Origin of the sequence: Stutzerimonas sp. S1, assembly GCF_025966695.1 — a bacterium.
Taxonomy (GTDB): domain Bacteria; phylum Pseudomonadota; class Gammaproteobacteria; order Pseudomonadales; family Pseudomonadaceae; genus Stutzerimonas.
This window is the reverse complement of record NZ_JAOEIY010000001.1, coordinates 59,804-76,173: the sequence shown is the minus strand read 5'-3', so window position 1 is coordinate 76,173 and position 16,370 is coordinate 59,804. Positions and strand designations below refer to the sequence as shown.

Here is a 16,370-nt window from a genome sequence, read left to right as displayed (position 1 = left end):
GAATCTGCCATGACATCTAGCCAAACCCGCGCCGCCAGCATGACCGACAAGATCGCCCTGATCGACCAGTGGTGCAGTGCCGCACGCATCCTGCCGGTGATCACCATCGAGCGCGAGGCGGACATCCTGCCGCTGGCCGACGCCCTGGCCGCCGGTGGCCTCAAGGTGCTGGAAATCACCCTGCGCTCGGCGCTGGGTCTGAGCGCCATCCGCCTGCTGCGCGAGCAGCGCCCCGAACTGATCGTCGGTGCCGGCACCGTGCTGGATGCCGCCATGCTCGAGCAGGCCGAGGCTGCCGGGGCGCAGTTCATCGTCTCTCCGGGCAGCACCGGCGAACTGCTGGATGCCGCGCTGCACAGCCCGTTGCCGCTGCTGCCGGGCGTGGCCAGCGCCTCGGAAATCATGCTCGGCTACGCCCTGGGTTATCGCCGCTTCAAGCTGTTCCCAGCCGAGGTCTGTGGCGGCGTCGCCGCGCTCAAGGCGCTGGGTGGGCCGTTCGGCAATATCCGTTTCTGCCCGACCGGTGGCATCAACGCGCGCAACGCCCGGGACTACCTGGCGCAGTCCAATGTGATGTGCGTCGGTGGCACCTGGATGGTCGACGCCAAGGCCGTACGCGCCGGCGACTGGGCCGCCATCGAAAGCGCCACGCGCGAGGCCCTGCAGGCGCTGGACAGCGCGCCGGCAGCCGAACTGCCGCGCGACTTCGACCTGCGCGCCGAGCGTGCCGAACAGCGCGAGCTGTAATCCGTCCGACCCGTCGCGGTGGGCGTGGGGCCTGCCGCGATCGCCCCGCTTCGCTACTGGAGGTTCCATGACTACCGCGCGCCCGCTTGCCGAGCTTTTCCCCCGTCTGGATGAGATTCCCGAGGCCTATCGTCCGGATGTACCGGTTACGCAGCGCGATTATCTGGTCAATGGCGAGCTGATGAACTGGGACGGTCCTTTGGCCGAGTTACGCAGCCCGGTGTTCCTGCGTGAGGCGGACGGCGGCGAGCGCCAGGTAGTCCTTGGCAGTACGCCGCTGCTGGATGCCGACGCCGCGCTGCGTGCGCTGGACGCCGCTGTCGCCGCCTATGACTACGGTCGCGGTGCCTGGCCGACCATGCGCGTGGCCGAGCGCATTGCCCATGTCGAGCGCTTTCTGGCGCGCATGCGCGAACAGCGCGACGCGGTGGTCAAGCTGCTGATGTGGGAGATCGGCAAGAACCTCAAGGACTCCGAGAAGGAGTTCGATCGCACCTGCGATTACATCGTCGACACCATCCACGCACTGAAGGAGCTGGACCGTAGCTCCAGCCGCTTCGAGCTGGAGCAGGGCACCCTCGGCCAGATCCGCCGCGTGCCGATGGGGGTGGCGCTGTGCATGGGGCCGTACAACTATCCACTCAACGAGACCTTCACCACGCTGATCCCGGCGCTGATCATGGGCAACACGGTGGTGTTCAAGCCGGCCAAGTTCGGCGTGCTGCTGATCCGCCCGCTGCTCGAGGCCTTCCGCGACAGCTTCCCGGCCGGGGTCATCAACGTCATCTACGGCCGTGGTCGCGAGACGGTCAGCGCGCTGATGGCCAGCGGCAAGATCGACGTGTTCGCCTTCATCGGCACGCACAAGGGCGCCGCCGACCTGAAGAAACTGCACCCGCGTCCGCACCGCCTGCGCGCCGCGCTGGGGCTGGACGCGAAGAACCCGGGCATCGTCCTGCCGGAGGTCGATCTGGACAATGCCGTGGAAGAGGCCGTGACCGGCGCGCTGTCGTTCAACGGCCAGCGTTGCACGGCATTGAAGATCCTCTTCGTGCATGAGGCGGTGCTCGATGGCTTTCTCGAACGCTTCGCCGCTCGCGTCAACGCGCTCAAGCCGGGCATGCCCTGGGAGCCCGGCGTCGCGCTGACGCCGCTGCCCGAGCCGGGCAAGACTGATTATCTGCATGCGGTGCTGGAAGACGCCGTGGCCAAGGGCGCGCGGGTGATCAACGCCGGCGGTGGCGAGTCGCACCAGAGCTTCTTCCAGCCGGCGGTGCTGAGCCCGGTCGATTCGACGATGCGTGTCTATCACGAAGAGCAGTTCGGCCCGCTGGTGCCGGTGGTGCCCTACCGCGACCTGCAGGAGGTGATCGACTACGTCACCGCCTCCGACTATGGCCAGCAGCTGTCGATCTTCGGCAACGACCCGGCGCAGGTAGGCCGGCTGGTGGATGCCTTCGTCAACCAGGTCGGGCGCATCAACATCAACGCCCAGTGCCAGCGCGGACCGGACAGCTATCCGTTCAATGGTCGCAAGAATTCCGCCGAGGGCACGCTGTCGGTACATGACGCCCTGCGCGTGTTCTCCATCCGTACCCTGGTGGCGACGCGCTTCAACGAAGGCAACAAGGAGCTGGTCGACCGGATCATTCGGGACCGCCAGTCGAGCTTCCTGACCACCGACTACATCTTCTGACGGCGTCGGCCTCGCCCAGCAAGGGTGGAAAATGCTTCGCAGTTTTCCACCCTACACGGAGCGATGACGCACCCAGTGCGCGCGTGGATTCGATCCGTCGGCGGACGCTGCGGTGGCTGCCCAAGGGTGCGCTGTGTGCTAGGGTCGCATTCGCCGCGGGACGACCCGCTGGTGTGTCGGATCATGCGGGGACGACCCTGCCGTTGATGGAGTCATCCTCATGCATTCGGCCTGGATCATGCTGATCATTGCCGGCCTTCTGGAAGTAGGCTGGGCCATTGGCCTCAAGGCTTCCGAAGGTTTCACCCGTCCGCTGCCCAGTGTGCTCACCGTGTTGGCGATGGCTGGCAGCTTCTTCCTCCTCGCCCGCGCCATGCAGGTGCTGCCGGTCGGTACGGCCTACGCGATATGGGTCGGCATCGGTGCGTTGGGCACCGTGGCGTTGGGCATCGTCATCTTTGGCGAAAGTGCCTCGCCAGCGCGACTGCTCAGCGCGCTGTTGCTGCTCGCCGGGCTGGTCGGCCTGAAGCTGAGCGCCTGACTCGCCGGAAGCAATTACAGGCTTGCTCATGCGCCGGCTGAAACGCTTTGCTGCGTTCGCGGCCACGCTATATGTTCTGCTTTCGGCTTGCTCGACGTGGAGATGCCCTGGGCCGCATTTCCGTCAAAACCAACAAGAAGGAGCTGTCCCATGAAAACGGTTGCGCAGGTGATTGGTGCCAAGCAGACACAGGGCATCGTGACGATCGCTCCCGAGGATTCGGTGTTCGACGCGCTCAAGCTGATGGCCGCGAAAAACGTCGGTGCACTGCCAGTCGCCGATGCCTCGGGACGGCTGGTGGGAATCGTCAGTGAGCGTGACTACGCGCGCAAGATGGTGCTTCAGGGGCGCTCCTCGTTCGTCACCCCGGTCAGCGCCATCATGACGACCAAGGTGGTCACGGTGGAGCCGCGCCAGAGCATCCGCGAGTGCATGGAGATCATGACCGACAAGCACCTGCGCCACCTGCCAGTGCTGGACCAGGGCCGCACCGTCGGCCTGCTGTCGATCGGTGACGTGGTCAAGGAAACCATGGCCGAACAGGACAGCCTGATCCAGCAGCTCGAACAGTACATCCGCGGCGAATGAACGTCAGGCCACAGCCGCAGGCGGCTGTGGCCCTTGCACCGTTACCCAGCCGGCGACGACTGACCGATCAGCGAATCTCGATGCGTTCGAGCAGGTGCTGCTTCGCCGTGCTGTCGCCTACCCGTGCCGCTTCGTCGGCCAGACGCAACGCGCGTTCCAGATCCTTCTGCGCCAGCGCGGCGTCGATCGCCTGGCGGTAGTAGGCCGAAGTCTCCGGCAGCACCGCGGGGGCCGGCGCGACGGGCAGTTCGTTGCCCATTTCCTGGCCGATGCTGTAACCCGGCACATAGCCCTTGGCGGTTGAACCGGCGGCGCTGTCGGGGATCATCACCAGCTTGATCACGCCTACTGGCGAGTGCTGCGCCACCGGGTCGGGGATGCTCGGCGGTTCGTTGCCCAGCGCCTTGGCATAGGCCTTGGCCGGGTGTTCGAGCGTGGTCTGGCCGGCCATCTGCGCCTCGCTGGTGTAGAGGATCAGGTAGCGCTCGTTGCCCGGGTGCTCCGGCTGCGAACGGTCGATGCGCAGGCGTGCGTCCAGGCTGTCGCCCTTGAGCCCGGTTGGCGGAACGTAGACGAAGTCGTCGGCATCCAGCAGGCGGGTCGGGCGCATGCGGCTGTCGAGCAGCATGGCGTTGGGTGCCAGTACGCTGCTGCCGGCCTGGCTGTAGAGACGGATTTCGAATGACGGGCCGCCGGCCGGTAGCTTGAAGGCGCGCAGGAAGCTCTTGCCGGTCTCGAAGCGGTAGGCCGGCGCCTGGGTGTCGATCAGCACGTCGCCGGCGAAACCGGCTTCGAGCGGCTCGAACGGCAACCGGTCGACACCGCTGCAGCAGATCGGTGCGGCGGCCAGTGCGGCGCGCGCCTGTTCGACCGAGCCTTGCAGCGGCGCAGGGCTGGCGGCGAGGGCGTCGACCCGGCGCAGCGGCTCGCTGCCGCAGCCGGCGAGCGCCAGGGCGATCAGCCCGGCGGCGAGAAGAGATAAAGGATGCATGGCGGTTCTCCGGATAAAAAATGCCCCGACCTGCCAGAGCCGGGGCAAAAGGCACCGTCTGGACGGTGGGAGCGGAAAGGCTGCCGTTGCTTAACGGCGTTCAGTCGGTGCGGTTTACCACCAGGCCTCGGCCTGCACGCCGAAGGTGATGCCGTCGTCGTCGCCGGCATCGATGGATTCGCTGGCCGCCTGGTAACGGCCGCCGTCCCACTGCGCGTAGGTGGCGAACACGCGGATCTGCGGGCGCGCCCAGAAGCTGTTGCCGGCCGACCACTGCTGGGCCAGAGTGAGCTTCTTCAGGTCGCGGGTGCGTTCGCCGTCGGCCTGCGGATCGACGCGGTCATAGCCGAACTCCAGCGCGGTGCTCATCACCTCGCTCCACTTGTACACCGGGCGCACGCCGAAGCTGGCCCAGGTCTGCCCGGAGTCGTTGTCGAAGTCGCGGTCCTCGTAGATCTGCACGTACATCATCTCGATGTTGTCGCTCAGGCCGATCACGCCCTGGTTGACCAGGCGGAACATCTTGCCGTCGCTGTTACCGGTGCTGTTGCGCCCGCTGCTGCCGATGATGCCGTCGGTGCCGTACTGCAGGGCGAGCTTGTTGTAGCCGCCGAACCAGTCGCTCTGGGTGTGTTCGAGGGTGACCAGATGACCCTTCTGGTCCTCGTAGCCGGGGTCGCGTTCCTGCTCGTCGGTGAGGTTGGCCTTGCCGTAGTCGTAGCCGATCTCCAGCTTGCCGCCCGGGTTGACGTCGATCTCGCCAAGGCGGAAGTCGAGGGTGTCGTTGGCCAGATTGGTGCCGGTACCCGAGCCCTGGTAGACCCAGTCGCCGTCGGTGTTGCGGATCCACGCCACGCTGGCCTTGGCGAAGCCCAGGTCGATGTCCTCGATGCCGGCGCCGGGGCCGGAGACGTCCCAGTAGTAGTAGTCGTTGATGTGCACGTCGTGGCGCTTGTAGTAGCGCTTGCCGGCCCAGATCGCCGCGCCCGGCAGGCTCGGGATGAGGTTCTTGCCGACCACGTTGAACTGGCGGATGGAGGTGGTGCCGGCCTCGTCGAAGGGGTTGTTCTCGCCGCCATTGGTGTCGGTGCCGGTGGCTTCCCAGTCGTTACCCTGGTCGGAGCGGTAGGCGATCATGCTATCGACGTAGAAGCTGCGGTTGCCTTCGCTCCACACCTCCTGGCCGAGGCCGATCTCGGCGTAGGTTTCGCATTCGTTGCCCAGGCGATATTTCGCCGGTGCACCGGCGGCCTGGAAGCAGGCCTGGTCGCCGCCGCCGGCCGTGGCGCCGACGCCCGAACGCAGATAACCGTGGAAATCGACCGCCAGGGCCGGGCCGCCGACCAGCAGGGCGGCAAGCAGGCAGGCGGGTTTGAGGACGAACAGGGGGTGCGCGGTGTGCTTCATGACGAGGTCCTTGTTTTTCTTGTTAATGCCGAATCGATCACGCCTTCGCTGCGTGTCGCAGGGCGCAGCTCGGTGGCGAAAGCCTCGGGGATGGCTCCGCTGGCGGCATCCTCCCGCCCAGAGATTTCGCTGGCGCAGCTCGAGGGCGTAATCAGGATGAGTGCGGCGTAATCCCCGGGGCGGGGCTACGCCCGGCAGGGCGCAGATGATTGCCAGGGGCCTTCGGCCTGGCCACTACGCCGCCTGCAACTGGGCGGGGGAGGTTGGTGGCCGGGGCGTGCAGGGGCAGGCTGCCCAGGTCGGTCGAAGGTGCGACCGGCGTTCATCCTTATTCGGCAGTCCGTTGCCGGATACCCGCGAACAAGCACAAGAACCGGAGTATTGCGATGAGCCAGACCCTACGTGCCGCCGTATTGGCGGCGATCCTGCTGCCGTTCCCCGCCCTCGCTGACCAGGCCGGCAAGAGCCCGGCCGGCGTGCGCTACCACGGCGGCGACGAAATCATCCTCCAGGGCTTCCACTGGAACGTCGTCCGCGAAGCGCCCAACGACTGGTACAACATCCTTCGCCAGCAGGCCTCGACGATCGCCGCGGACGGCTTCTCGGCAATCTGGATGCCGGTGCCCTGGCGTGACTTCTCCAGCTGGACCGACGGCGGCAAGTCCGGCGGCGGCGAGGGTTACTTCTGGCATGACTTCAACAAGAACGGCCGCTACGGCAGCGACGCCCAGCTGCGCCAGGCCGCCGGCGCGCTCGGCGGCGCCGGGGTGAAAGTGCTCTACGATGTGGTGCCCAATCACATGAACCGCGGCTACCCGGACAAGGAGATCAACCTGCCGGCCGGCCAGGGCTTCTGGCGCAACGACTGCGCCGACCCGGGCAACTACCCCAACGACTGCGATGACGGTGACCGCTTCATCGGCGGCGAGTCGGACCTGAACACCGGCCATCCGCAGATCTACGTCATGTTTCGCGACGAGCTTGCCAACCTGCGCAGCGGCTACGGCGCCGGCGGCTTCCGCTTCGACTTCGTTCGCGGCTATGCGCCCGAACGGGTCGACAGCTGGATGAGCGACAGCGCCGACAGCAGCTTCTGCGTTGGCGAGCTGTGGAAAGGCCCTTCTGAATATCCGAGCTGGGACTGGCGCAACACCGCCAGCTGGCAGCAGATCATCAAGGACTGGTCGGACCGGGCCAAGTGCCCGGTGTTCGACTTCGCGCTCAAGGAGCGCATGCAGAACGGCTCGGTCGCCGACTGGAAGCATGGCCTTAACGGCAACCCCGACCCGCGCTGGCGCGAGGTGGCGGTGACCTTTGTCGACAACCACGACACCGGCTATTCGCCCGGGCAGAACGGTGGCCAGCACCACTGGGCGCTGCAGGACGGGCTGATCCGCCAGGCCTACGCCTACATTCTGACCAGCCCGGGCACGCCGGTGGTGTACTGGTCGCACATGTACGACTGGGGCTACGGCGACTTCATCCGCCAGCTGATTCAGGTGCGGCGCGCCGCCGGCGTGCGTGCCGATTCGGCGATCAGCTTCCACAGCGGCTACAGCGGCCTCGTCGCCACCGTCAGCGGCAGCCAGCAGACCCTGGTGGTGGCGCTCAACTCCGATCTGGCCAACCCCGGCCAGGTCGCCAGCGGCAGCTTCAGCGAGGCGGTCAACGCCAGCGACGGCCAGGTGCGCGTCTGGCGCAGCGGCACGGGCAGCGGTGGCGGTGAACCCGGCGCGCTGGTCAATGTGAATTTCCGCTGCGACAACGGCGTGACGCAACCCGGCGACAGCGTCTACGCGGCGGGCAACGTCAGCCAGCTCGGCAACTGGAGCCCGGCATCGGCGGTGCGCCTGACCGACACCAGCGCCTACCCGACCTGGAAGGGCCGTATTGCCGTGCCGGCCGGGCAGCCGGTGGAATGGAAATGCCTGATCCGCAACGAGGCCAACGCCACCCAGGTGCGGCAATGGCAGAGCGGGGCGAACAACAGCCTGACGCCGAGCGAAGGTGCCACCACGGCCGGGCGGTTCTAGCCTTAAGCGGTAGCGATGGCCCGCCTCGCCGATAGGAGGCGGGCTTTTTTTGTTGGCCTCATGAGCGCAGCGGCGGGTTGTGGATGAGGTCGCGGCTGTTTCTGGGGCCGTTGTGGTGGACTGAAGCCCACCCTACAGGAGATGGCTTCATCGTAGCGTCGAAGGGAGGGCTTCAGCCCACCGCCGCAATACCTTCCCGCCCGGGCGCAATCTGCGCACCGCTCACACCCCTTCGGCGCTCCGCAGATCGGCCAGTTGCCAGCGAATCGCCTGCGCTTCGGCCTGGCGCAGGTCGTCGAGCAGCGCTTCGCGGTCGGGCTGTCGTTCGTTGGCCAGCGCCCCGCCGGCGAGCAGCTCGGCACGCTGGCTGGTGGCTTTGTCTCTGAGCCAGGCCAGGCGCTGCAAGGTCAGCGGCGTACAGCTCTGCCCGCTGAGGTCGTCCTTCACATCCAGCCAGTGCGAGCGCCAGGCCTCCTGCAGGTACAGCGCCCCCAGATTGCCGGTCAGCGCCGTGCGCCAGCGACGCATGATGTCGGCCAGCCAGGCCAGCACTCCCTGGCTGGCACCTCGGGTGGCGAGTTCCCGATGCAGGCGCTGGTAGGCCTCCAGCGCGATGCGTTTTTCCAGCGCGAAATCGGCCAGTGCCTGCGTCTCGCTTTCCTGTTCCAGCCGTAGCAGGCAGGCGAACAGCTGCCGCGTCTCGAAGCGTTCGGCGACGTGGAAACCCGGCGAGGCGAGGCCGTCGCTGTTGTACTGGCGCAGCGGGTCGAAGGGGTAGAGGTAGCCGAAATCGAACAGGCGGATGCGCCCGTCGTCCAGCGTGTTGCCGGCGGCCAGGTCCCATTCGAACAGCCCACCCAGTAGCAGGGCGACCAGCAGGGCGAACAGCTCCAGCAACTGACGCTCGTCCCAGCGCTCGATGCGCCGGCCTTCGACCCAGGGCGAGAGGATGATGCCCTGCTGCAGTGAGGCGTACTGCGTCGGCACGATACCGGCCAGACGCTCGGCCTGTTCCGGCGTGCGCATCAAGCGGGTAAGGTCGCGGCGGCGCTGCAGTTCGTTGAGAAAGCTCGTCTGGCCGTCGGGGTTCTGCACCCGACAGGGGCGGCGGGCGACCTTGAGCGCCCAATCGCGGCCATCCAGCCGGATGCGGTAGACGCGAGCGGTCAGCCCATCATCGAGGCACGCACGCACCCAGGGCTCATCGCCCGTGATCGCGGCCAGCTGTTCCGGTGGCAGCGGGCAATCCTCGGCGCGGCCCAGACGATACTCGGTGCCGCTGGCGAGAAAGGCGAGCTGAGCCTGGCGCCGTGCCGAGGCGTTCAGGGAGGCCGTGCTCATCGGCGGAACTCCTCGCCGCGCCGACCGGCTTCGGGCACTTCGTCGCGGTGGCTGCTGTCTGTGCCAAGTGCACGCCTGACGCAACGAGCGACAAACGCCGCACGGGCATGGGCTGCGTTCGGTCGCATCGGGCCGAGGGCTTGCGGCAGGTCGGACGACGGATTGGCTGGCATCGCGGCAACTCCGTGGTGATTTCGCAGCATTTGACTGCGCATTGGCGGCCCGCAACAGGCGTAAGCGCTAGGCTTGGCAGCGTATTTTGTGACGTTGCCAGTCACGGACTACGCCCCGCTTCTACGCCCTCGACACCGCCTTCGGGGAGGATGTAGCGGGCGCAGCACGCGTCGAGCATGGCACGACTGCCAGAGCCTCAGGCCGGCAGCAGGTGGAACAAAAAACAAGAAGCCACGAGGAAAGCGAAGCATGAACAAGAAACTCTGGTGTATCGCCACCGTCGGTCTGGCGGCCACCTTCAGCCTGCCGCTGCCGGCGCTGGCAGCGATCGAGGAAGGCAAGCTGGTCGTCTGGATCAACGGCGACAAGGGCTACAAGGGCCTGGCCGAAGTTGGCAAGCGGTTTACCGCCGAGACCGGCATTCCGGTGGAAGTGGCCCACCCGGACAGCGCCACCGACAAGTTCCAGCAGGCCGCCGCCACCGGCAACGGCCCGGACATCTTCATCTGGGCTCACGACCGTATCGGCGAATGGGCCAAGAGCGGCCTGCTCACCCCTGTCACCCCCAGCGCCGAAACCAAGTCCGGCATCGCCGACTTCTCCTGGCAGGCGGTGACCTACGACAACAAGCTGTGGGGCTACCCGATCTCGGTGGAAACCATCGGCCTGATCTACAACAAGGCGCTGGTTGACACCCCGCCGAAGAGTTTCGACGACGTCCTGGCGCTGAACGAGAAGCTCGCCCCTCAGGGCAAGCGGGCCATCCTCTGGGACTACAACAACACCTACTTCACCTGGCCGCTGCTGTCGGCCAAGGGCGGCTACGTGTTCGAGCAGACCGACGGCGGCTACAACGTCAAATCCACCGGCGTGAACAACGCCGGCGCCAAGGACGGTGCCAAGGTGCTGCGCGAGCTGATCGACAAGGGCGTGATGCCCAAGGGTGCCGACTACAGCGTGGCCGAGGCGGCGTTCAACAAGGGCGAGTCGGCGATGATGATCAGCGGCCCCTGGGCCTGGTCGAACATCGAGAAGAGCGGCATCGACTTCGGCGTGGCGCCGATTCCCGCCATCGACGGCGAGCCGGGCAAGCCCTTCGTCGGTGTGGCCGCGGCGCTGCTCAACGCCGCCAGCCCGAACAAGGATCTGGCCGTGGAATTCCTCGAAAACTACCTGCTTGAGGTCGACGGACTGAAGACGGTGAACGCCGACGTGCCGCTGGGTGCCGTCGCCAACACCGCTTATATGGAAGAGCTGTCCAGCAATCCGCACATCAAGGCGACCTTCGAGAACGCGCAGATGGGCGAGCCGATGCCCAACGTACCGGAGATGGGGGCGTTCTGGTCGGCGATGGAAGCCGCACTGACCAACATCTCCTCCGGCCGGCAGGATGTCGACGCCGCCCTGGATGACGCCGCCAAGCGCATCACCCGTTGAACCCGTCGCCGGCCGCCGCCTCGGGCGCGCCGGCGGACTATGCTCCGTTTTCAAAGGTTCTGCTCCCGTGAATGCCCGTGCCGAGTTGCCCAGCCCAGCCATGACCCGCCCGACACCCTGGGGTTTGCCCCGCTCCCTGACCACCGGCCTGCGCTGGCTGCTTTGGCTGGCCTTCAACGCTTTCGCGCTGTATCTGGTGGTCGCGCTCTACGTTCAGAAGCAGATGGCGTTCGCTCTGCTCGGACTGGTGGTCACCGGCATCGCCAGCTACCTGTTCATCAACCGGCGCATGTACGCCCAGCGCTACGTCTACCCGTCGGTGGCGGGGATGCTGGTGTTCGTCATCTTCCCGCTGCTCTACACGGTGGGCATCGGCTTCACCAACTACAGCGGCAGCCACCTGTTGAGCCTGGCCCAGGTGGAGCGTTATCACCTGAGCCAGACCTATCTGGCCGGCGAGCGCTTCCGCTTCAGCCTGCATTCGAGCCCGCAAGGCGAGCGGCTGCGGGTGGACAAGGGCGAGCAGGGCGTGTTCGTCAGTCCGCCGCTCACCGGCGAGCCGGATGCGGAAGCACCGCTGACGCTGCAGCCGGCTGAAAGCGTCGAAGGCCTGGGCGAGGCGCTGGCGCTGCGCGAGGTGATTCAGCGGCGCAAGGCGCTGGAACAATGGGTCATGCAGGCGCCGGATGGCAGCCTGCTACGGCTGTACGGGCTGCGCGAGGTGGCGGCGGTCGAGCCGGTCTATCGCCAGGAAGGCCCTGGCGTGCTGGTCGACACCCGCAGCGGTGCGCGCCTGACCGCCGACATGGAGCGCGGTTTCTATGTGGACGAGACGGGCAAAGCGGTGCCGCCGGGCTTCACCGTGTTCGCCGGCTTCGCCAACTTCACCCGGGTGCTGAGTGAACCGAGCATCCGTGAGCCGTTCGTGCAGATCTTCGCCTGGACCTTCGCCTTCGCCGGGCTCACCGTGGTCTTCACCCTCGCCGTGGGGCTGGTGCTGGCCAGCCTGCTGCAGTGGGAGCTGGTGCGCGGCAAGGCGTTCTACCGGCTGATGCTGATCCTGCCGTACGCGGTGCCGGGGTTCATTTCCATCCTGGTGTTCCGCGGGCTGTTCAACCAGAACTTCGGTGAGATCAATCTGCTGCTCGAAGGGCTGTTCGGCATCCGCCCGGACTGGTTCAGCGACCCGGCCCTGGCGCGCACGATGATCCTCATCGTCAACACCTGGCTCGGCTACCCGTACATGCTGCTGCTGTGCATGGGCCTCTTGCAGGCCATCCCGCGGGATCAGTACGAGGCGTCGGCGATCGATGGCGCGAGCCCGCTGGACAACCTGCTGCGCATCACCTTGCCGCAGCTGATCAAGCCGCTGATGCCGCTGCTGATCGCCTGCTTCGCCTTCAACTTCAACAACTTCGTGCTGATTACCCTGCTGACCCGTGGCGGCCCGGACATCATCGGCGCGAGCACGCCGGCCGGCACCACGGATCTGCTGGTCAGCTACACCTACCGCATCGCCTTCCAGGATTCCGGGCAGGACTTCGCCCTGGCCGCGGCCATCGCCACGATGATCTTCATTCTCGTCGGTGCCATGGCGCTGCTGAACCTCAAGCTCTCGAAAGTGAAGGTATAAGGAGACGGTCATGGCCATGGTGCAACCGAAATCCGCGCGTTACCGGCTGTGGGCGACCCATGCGGCGCTGCTGGCCTTCGTCGTGGCGATCCTCTTTCCGCTGCTGATGGTGGTGTCGATCTCCTTTCGCGAGGGCAACTTCGCCACCGGCAGCCTGTTCCCGGAGAACCCGACGCTGGAACACTGGTCGCTGGCCCTCGGCATCCCCTACACCCACGAGGATGGCAGCGTGACCCAGCCGCCGTTCCCGGTGCTGCTGTGGCTGTGGAATTCGGTGAAGATCGCCCTGGTCAGCTCGGCGCTGATCCTGCTGTTGTCGACCACCAGCGCCTACGCCTTCGCGCGCATGCGTTTCGCCGGCAAGGCGCCGATCCTGAAGAGCATGCTGATTTTCCAGATGTTCCCGCCGGTGCTCTCGCTGGTGGCGATCTACGCCCTGTTCGACCAGCTCGGCCAGCACGTCAGCTGGCTCGGGGTGAACAGCCACGGCGCGGTGATCGTCGCCTCGCTGGGCGGCATGGCGCTGCACATCTGGACCATCAAGGGCTACTTCGAGAGTATCGACGCCTCGCTGGAGGAGGCCGCCATCGTCGATGGCGCCAGCACCTGGCAGGCGTTCTTCCATATCCTGCTGCCGATGAGCGTGCCGATCCTGGCGGTGGTGTTCATTCTCGCCTTCATCACCAGCGTCACCGAATACCCCATCGCCTCGGTGCTGCTGATGGACGTGGACAAGCTCACCCTCTCGGTCGGCGCGCAGCAGTACCTCTATCCGCAGAACTACCTGTGGGGCGACTTCGCCGCCGCCGCGGTACTCTCCGGGCTGCCCATCACCGCCGTGTTCCTCTACTGCCAGAAGTGGATCGTCGGTGGCCTGACCGCCGGCGGGGTGAAGGGCTGACCGCGTGAGTTGAAACGAGGCGCGAGACCGGGGAGCGGGAGCGGTGCGAATCGGTGCGCCAGGTCATGACAAGAACAGAACAAGAACAAGAACAGGGAACCGTCGATGAATGCCGCGATGCCACCTCTGCTGCCGTTGATCCCCACCAAGCTGGCGATCCCCATGCTGCCGCCGGGCCTGCTCGAACGGCCGCGCCTGGACGAGTGGCAGCAGCGCCTGCCGCAGGTGCGCCTGGCGGTGCTGCATGCCGCCAGCGGCTTCGGCAAGACCACCCTGGCGGCGCAGTGGGCACGGGCCTTCGACGGCCGCATCGCCTGGTTCCAGCTGCATGCCAGCGACAACCTGGGGCTGCAGTTCGGCCGCTACCTGACCCAGGCGCTGGACCGCCAGCTGGATGCCGGCTGTCCGCTGGCCTTGGCGCTGGCCGAGCAAGGCCAGGTGTCGCTGGATGCGCTGTTCACTCAACTGCTGGCCGAGCTGCCGGGCGAGCACGAGGCAATCCTGATCGTGCTCGACGAATTCGAGGTGCTGCACGACGCCGAGCTGATCGCCGGGCTGCGCTTCTTCCTGCGCCACATGCCTTGCTGGATGACCCTGCTGGTGTGTAGCCGACAGCTGCCCGAGCTGGGCGTCGCCGAGCTGCGGGTCAAGCATCAGCTGCTGCTGCTCGATGCCCGCCAGCTGGCCTTCGAGGATGACGAGGTACAGGCGTTGCTGGAGCTGGGCGTGCCGGTGAACATCAACCGCGAGCAGGTCGAACGGCTCAATCGACGCATCGGTGGCTGGCCCTGCGCGCTGCAGCTGGCGTTGCAGGAAGTGCAGACCAGCCGCGGCATGGACCTATTCCTGGAGAACCTGCAGCTCGGCCACCCGGATATCCGCGACTACATGCGCGAGCAGGTGATCGAGGGGCTGCCCGCTGACCTGCGCGGTTTCCTCGAAGCGACCTGCCTGCTGGAGCGCTTCAACGCCGCGCTGGCCGATCACCTGACCGAGGCTTGCCACGGCCGCGAGATGCTCGAACGGCTCGAGCGTGGTGGTCTGTTCATCCAGCCGCTGGACAGCCTGCGCCGCTGGTACAGCTATCACCCGCTGTTCGCCGTATTCCTCCAGGGCGAGCTGCGCACCTATCAGCCGCAGCGGCTCAACCAGTTGCACCTGCGTGCCGCCGAGGCGCTGCTGGCCGAGAGCATGCCGGAGGAAGCCGCACGGCACGCCGTGCTGGCCGGCGACCCGCAGCAGGTCGCCGAGATTCTGCAGCGGCACGGACGTGCCTTCTACCGTCAGGGTCGGCTGGAGTTGCTGCAGCAATGTCTGGAAACCCTGCCCGAAGCGGTGGTCGCCGGCTCGCCGCTGCTCACTCTGTTGCAGGCCTGGGTGTCGCAGAACTGCTATCAGTTCGAGCACGTCGAGCGCTGGATCAAGGCCGCCGAGCTGGCGCTGCAGCGCAGCTGCTCCGAGCAGGACTGGGCGCGCATCGTCTGCGAGTTCAACGCGGTGCGTGCACAGGTGGCGATGAACCAAGGCGACGAGCAGCGCGCCATCACCCTGGCCCAGGAGGCGCTGACCTGCGAGCCGCTGATCATGCGCACCTCGCGTGTGGCCGCGTTGTCCGGCCTGGCCGAGGCGCATTTCGTCCAGGGCGCACTGCCGCAGGCGCAAAAGCAGTACGAGGAAGCCGAGCGCCGCGCGCGGGAGATCAACGCCTCGCACCTGGTGGTGTGGAGCCTCGGCCAGCTATCGGAGATCGCCATCGCCCAGGGCCATCTGCAGAAGGCCTACACGCTGCAGGAGCGCGCCATCCAGTACATCGAACAGCAGCATCTGCAGGCCACGCCGATCGTCGAGTTCGTCTACCGGGTGCGCGGCCAGGTGCTGCTGGAATGGCACCAGCTGGATGCCGCCGAGCAGTGCGCGCTGCAGGGCATCCAGATTCTCGATGAACTCGGCGACCAGCGCTGGCGCCTACAGAACTACGCCTTGCTGGCCGGCGTCGCCTACGCCCGCGGCCAGCAGAGCGCCTGTGCCGACTACATCGCCCAGCTGCAAGCGATGCTCGCCGATGATCGCTACCACATCGACTGGCTGGCCAATGCCCACGCGGTGATGCTCGCCTACTGGGATTCCAGCCAGGACCGCGAGGCGACCCGCCAGTGGCTGCTCAGCGCGCCGCCGGTCAGCGCCGGCGCCAACCACTTCGCCCAGCTCAACGCGCGCAATCATGCCCGCGCCCATGTGGCGCTGGGCCAGCTGGACAGCGCACTGCCAATCCTGCGCCAGCTGCTGACCGATGCCGAGCGCCATGGTCTGGTGATGGATCGCAACCGCAACCACATCCTGCTGGCGCAGCTGCACTGGCTGCGCGAAGAGCGCCAGCAGGCGCTGGATCACCTGCAACGCGCCATGGCCCTGGCCAGCGGCAGCGGCGCGATCGGCAGCTTCCTGCGCGTCGGCAAGCCGATCATCGGCATGCTCAAGTGCCTGCTGCACGAGCGCACCCTCGACGAAGCCGAGGCCCAGCGCGCCACGCGCTTGATCCAGCTGGCGCAACAGCAGCGCGATTTCAGCCGTGCCATCCGCATCACCCTCGACGAGGCGGTGATCCAGGACATCATCAACCGCCCCGACGTGCCCGAGCTGATCCGCCGTTCGCCGCTGACCCGGCGCGAATGGCAGGTGTTGAGCCTGATCCACGCCGGGCAATCCAACGAGCAGATCGCCGATCACCTGAACGTCGCGCCCACCACCATCAAGACGCACATCCGCAGCCTCTACCAGAAGCTCAACATCACCCACCGCAGCGAGGCAGTGCAGCTGGCGCGCGACCTGCTGAGCAAGATCCAGGGCGACTAGCTGGCGTTTGGCTGACCGCCGGTCGCCA

The 16,370-nt window shown here is 66.6% G+C and carries 12 protein-coding genes; 9 read left to right on the top strand and 3 right to left on the bottom strand.

Annotation, left to right across the window (positions count from 1 at the left end):
* Positions 1–9: 9 nt before the first annotated feature.
* The 4 genes from N8H22_RS00300 (at position 10) to N8H22_RS00285 (ending at position 3,572) form a co-directional block, all read left to right on the top strand.
* Positions 10–747, top strand: a complete 738-nt coding sequence (locus N8H22_RS00300) for a bifunctional 4-hydroxy-2-oxoglutarate aldolase/2-dehydro-3-deoxy-phosphogluconate aldolase (RefSeq protein WP_264588647.1) — start codon at positions 10–12, stop codon at positions 745–747.
* Between the two features lie 67 nt (positions 748–814).
* Positions 815–2,443, top strand: a complete 1,629-nt coding sequence (locus N8H22_RS00295) for an NADP-dependent glyceraldehyde-3-phosphate dehydrogenase (protein WP_264588646.1) — start codon at positions 815–817, stop codon at positions 2,441–2,443.
* Positions 2,444–2,663: 220 nt separating this feature from the next.
* A complete protein-coding gene (sugE, locus tag N8H22_RS00290) occupies positions 2,664–2,984 on the top strand; it encodes a quaternary ammonium compound efflux SMR transporter SugE (RefSeq protein WP_102827762.1) in 321 nt (106 codons plus the stop codon).
* A gap of 150 nt (positions 2,985–3,134) precedes the next feature.
* Positions 3,135–3,572 carry a CBS domain-containing protein gene (locus tag N8H22_RS00285; RefSeq protein WP_264588645.1) on the top strand — a complete coding sequence of 146 codons (438 nt, stop codon included), beginning with the start codon at positions 3,135–3,137 and terminating at the stop codon, positions 3,570–3,572.
* Between the two features lie 67 nt (positions 3,573–3,639).
* Here N8H22_RS00285 and N8H22_RS00280 read toward each other — a convergent pair whose 3' ends face one another.
* Complete coding sequence (locus N8H22_RS00280) at positions 3,640–4,563, bottom strand: MalM family protein (protein WP_264588644.1); 924 nt, start codon at positions 4,561–4,563, stop codon at positions 3,640–3,642.
* A 114-nt stretch (positions 4,564–4,677) separates the two neighbouring features.
* Positions 4,678–5,970 carry a maltoporin gene (locus N8H22_RS00275; RefSeq protein WP_264588643.1) on the bottom strand — a complete coding sequence of 431 codons (1,293 nt, stop codon included), beginning with the start codon at positions 5,968–5,970 and terminating at the stop codon, positions 4,678–4,680.
* 386 nt (positions 5,971–6,356) lie between these two features.
* Between N8H22_RS00275 and mta the strand changes: the two genes are divergently transcribed.
* Positions 6,357–8,003 carry a glucan 1,4-alpha-maltotetraohydrolase gene (gene mta / locus N8H22_RS00270; RefSeq protein WP_264588642.1) on the top strand — a complete coding sequence of 549 codons (1,647 nt, stop codon included), beginning with the start codon at positions 6,357–6,359 and terminating at the stop codon, positions 8,001–8,003.
* A 222-nt stretch (positions 8,004–8,225) separates the two neighbouring features.
* Here the strand turns inward: mta and N8H22_RS00265 are convergent, their stop codons facing one another.
* Positions 8,226–9,344, bottom strand: a complete 1,119-nt coding sequence (locus N8H22_RS00265) for a hypothetical protein (RefSeq protein ID WP_264588641.1) — start codon at positions 9,342–9,344, stop codon at positions 8,226–8,228.
* 423 nt (positions 9,345–9,767) lie between these two features.
* On the opposite strand from N8H22_RS00265, the gene malE reads away from it, so the two are divergent.
* The 4 genes from malE to malT all read left to right on the top strand — a co-directional run bounded on the left by malE (position 9,768) and on the right by malT (position 16,342).
* On the top strand, positions 9,768–10,955 hold the full coding sequence (malE, locus tag N8H22_RS00260) for a maltose/maltodextrin ABC transporter substrate-binding protein MalE (protein ID WP_264588640.1): 1,188 nt from the start codon (positions 9,768–9,770) through the stop codon (positions 10,953–10,955).
* 67 nt (positions 10,956–11,022) lie between these two features.
* A complete protein-coding gene (gene malF / locus N8H22_RS00255; protein ID WP_264588639.1) occupies positions 11,023–12,588 on the top strand; it encodes a maltose ABC transporter permease MalF in 1,566 nt (521 codons plus the stop codon).
* Positions 12,589–12,598: 10 nt separating this feature from the next.
* The gene (gene malG, locus N8H22_RS00250) at positions 12,599–13,489 is read left to right on the top strand and encodes a maltose ABC transporter permease MalG (RefSeq protein WP_264588638.1); all 891 of its coding nucleotides are present in this window, start codon (positions 12,599–12,601) and stop codon (positions 13,487–13,489) included.
* Positions 13,490–13,594: 105 nt separating this feature from the next.
* The gene (gene malT / locus N8H22_RS00245; RefSeq protein WP_264588637.1) at positions 13,595–16,342 is read left to right on the top strand and encodes an HTH-type transcriptional regulator MalT; all 2,748 of its coding nucleotides are present in this window, start codon (positions 13,595–13,597) and stop codon (positions 16,340–16,342) included.
* Positions 16,343–16,370 lie beyond the last annotated feature (28 nt).

What these genes read in the sequence shown, in the direction of transcription:
- N8H22_RS00275 (WP_264588643.1), bottom strand. Translation starts at nt 5,970, where the DNA reads ATGAAGCACACCGCGCACCCCCTGTTCGTCCTCAAACCCGCCTGCCTG.
- N8H22_RS00280 (WP_264588644.1), bottom strand. Translation starts at nt 4,563, where the DNA reads ATGCATCCTTTATCTCTTCTCGCCGCCGGGCTGATCGCCCTGGCGCTC.
- mta (WP_264588642.1), top strand. Translation starts at nt 6,357, where the DNA reads ATGAGCCAGACCCTACGTGCCGCCGTATTGGCGGCGATCCTGCTGCCG.
- malG (WP_264588638.1), top strand. Translation starts at nt 12,599, where the DNA reads ATGGCCATGGTGCAACCGAAATCCGCGCGTTACCGGCTGTGGGCGACC.
- sugE (WP_102827762.1), top strand. Translation starts at nt 2,664, where the DNA reads ATGCATTCGGCCTGGATCATGCTGATCATTGCCGGCCTTCTGGAAGTA.
- malT (WP_264588637.1), top strand. Translation starts at nt 13,595, where the DNA reads ATGAATGCCGCGATGCCACCTCTGCTGCCGTTGATCCCCACCAAGCTG.
- N8H22_RS00300 (WP_264588647.1), top strand. Translation starts at nt 10, where the DNA reads ATGACATCTAGCCAAACCCGCGCCGCCAGCATGACCGACAAGATCGCC.
- N8H22_RS00265 (WP_264588641.1), bottom strand. Translation starts at nt 9,344, where the DNA reads ATGAGCACGGCCTCCCTGAACGCCTCGGCACGGCGCCAGGCTCAGCTC.
- malE (WP_264588640.1), top strand. Translation starts at nt 9,768, where the DNA reads ATGAACAAGAAACTCTGGTGTATCGCCACCGTCGGTCTGGCGGCCACC.
- N8H22_RS00295 (WP_264588646.1), top strand. Translation starts at nt 815, where the DNA reads ATGACTACCGCGCGCCCGCTTGCCGAGCTTTTCCCCCGTCTGGATGAG.
- N8H22_RS00285 (WP_264588645.1), top strand. Translation starts at nt 3,135, where the DNA reads ATGAAAACGGTTGCGCAGGTGATTGGTGCCAAGCAGACACAGGGCATC.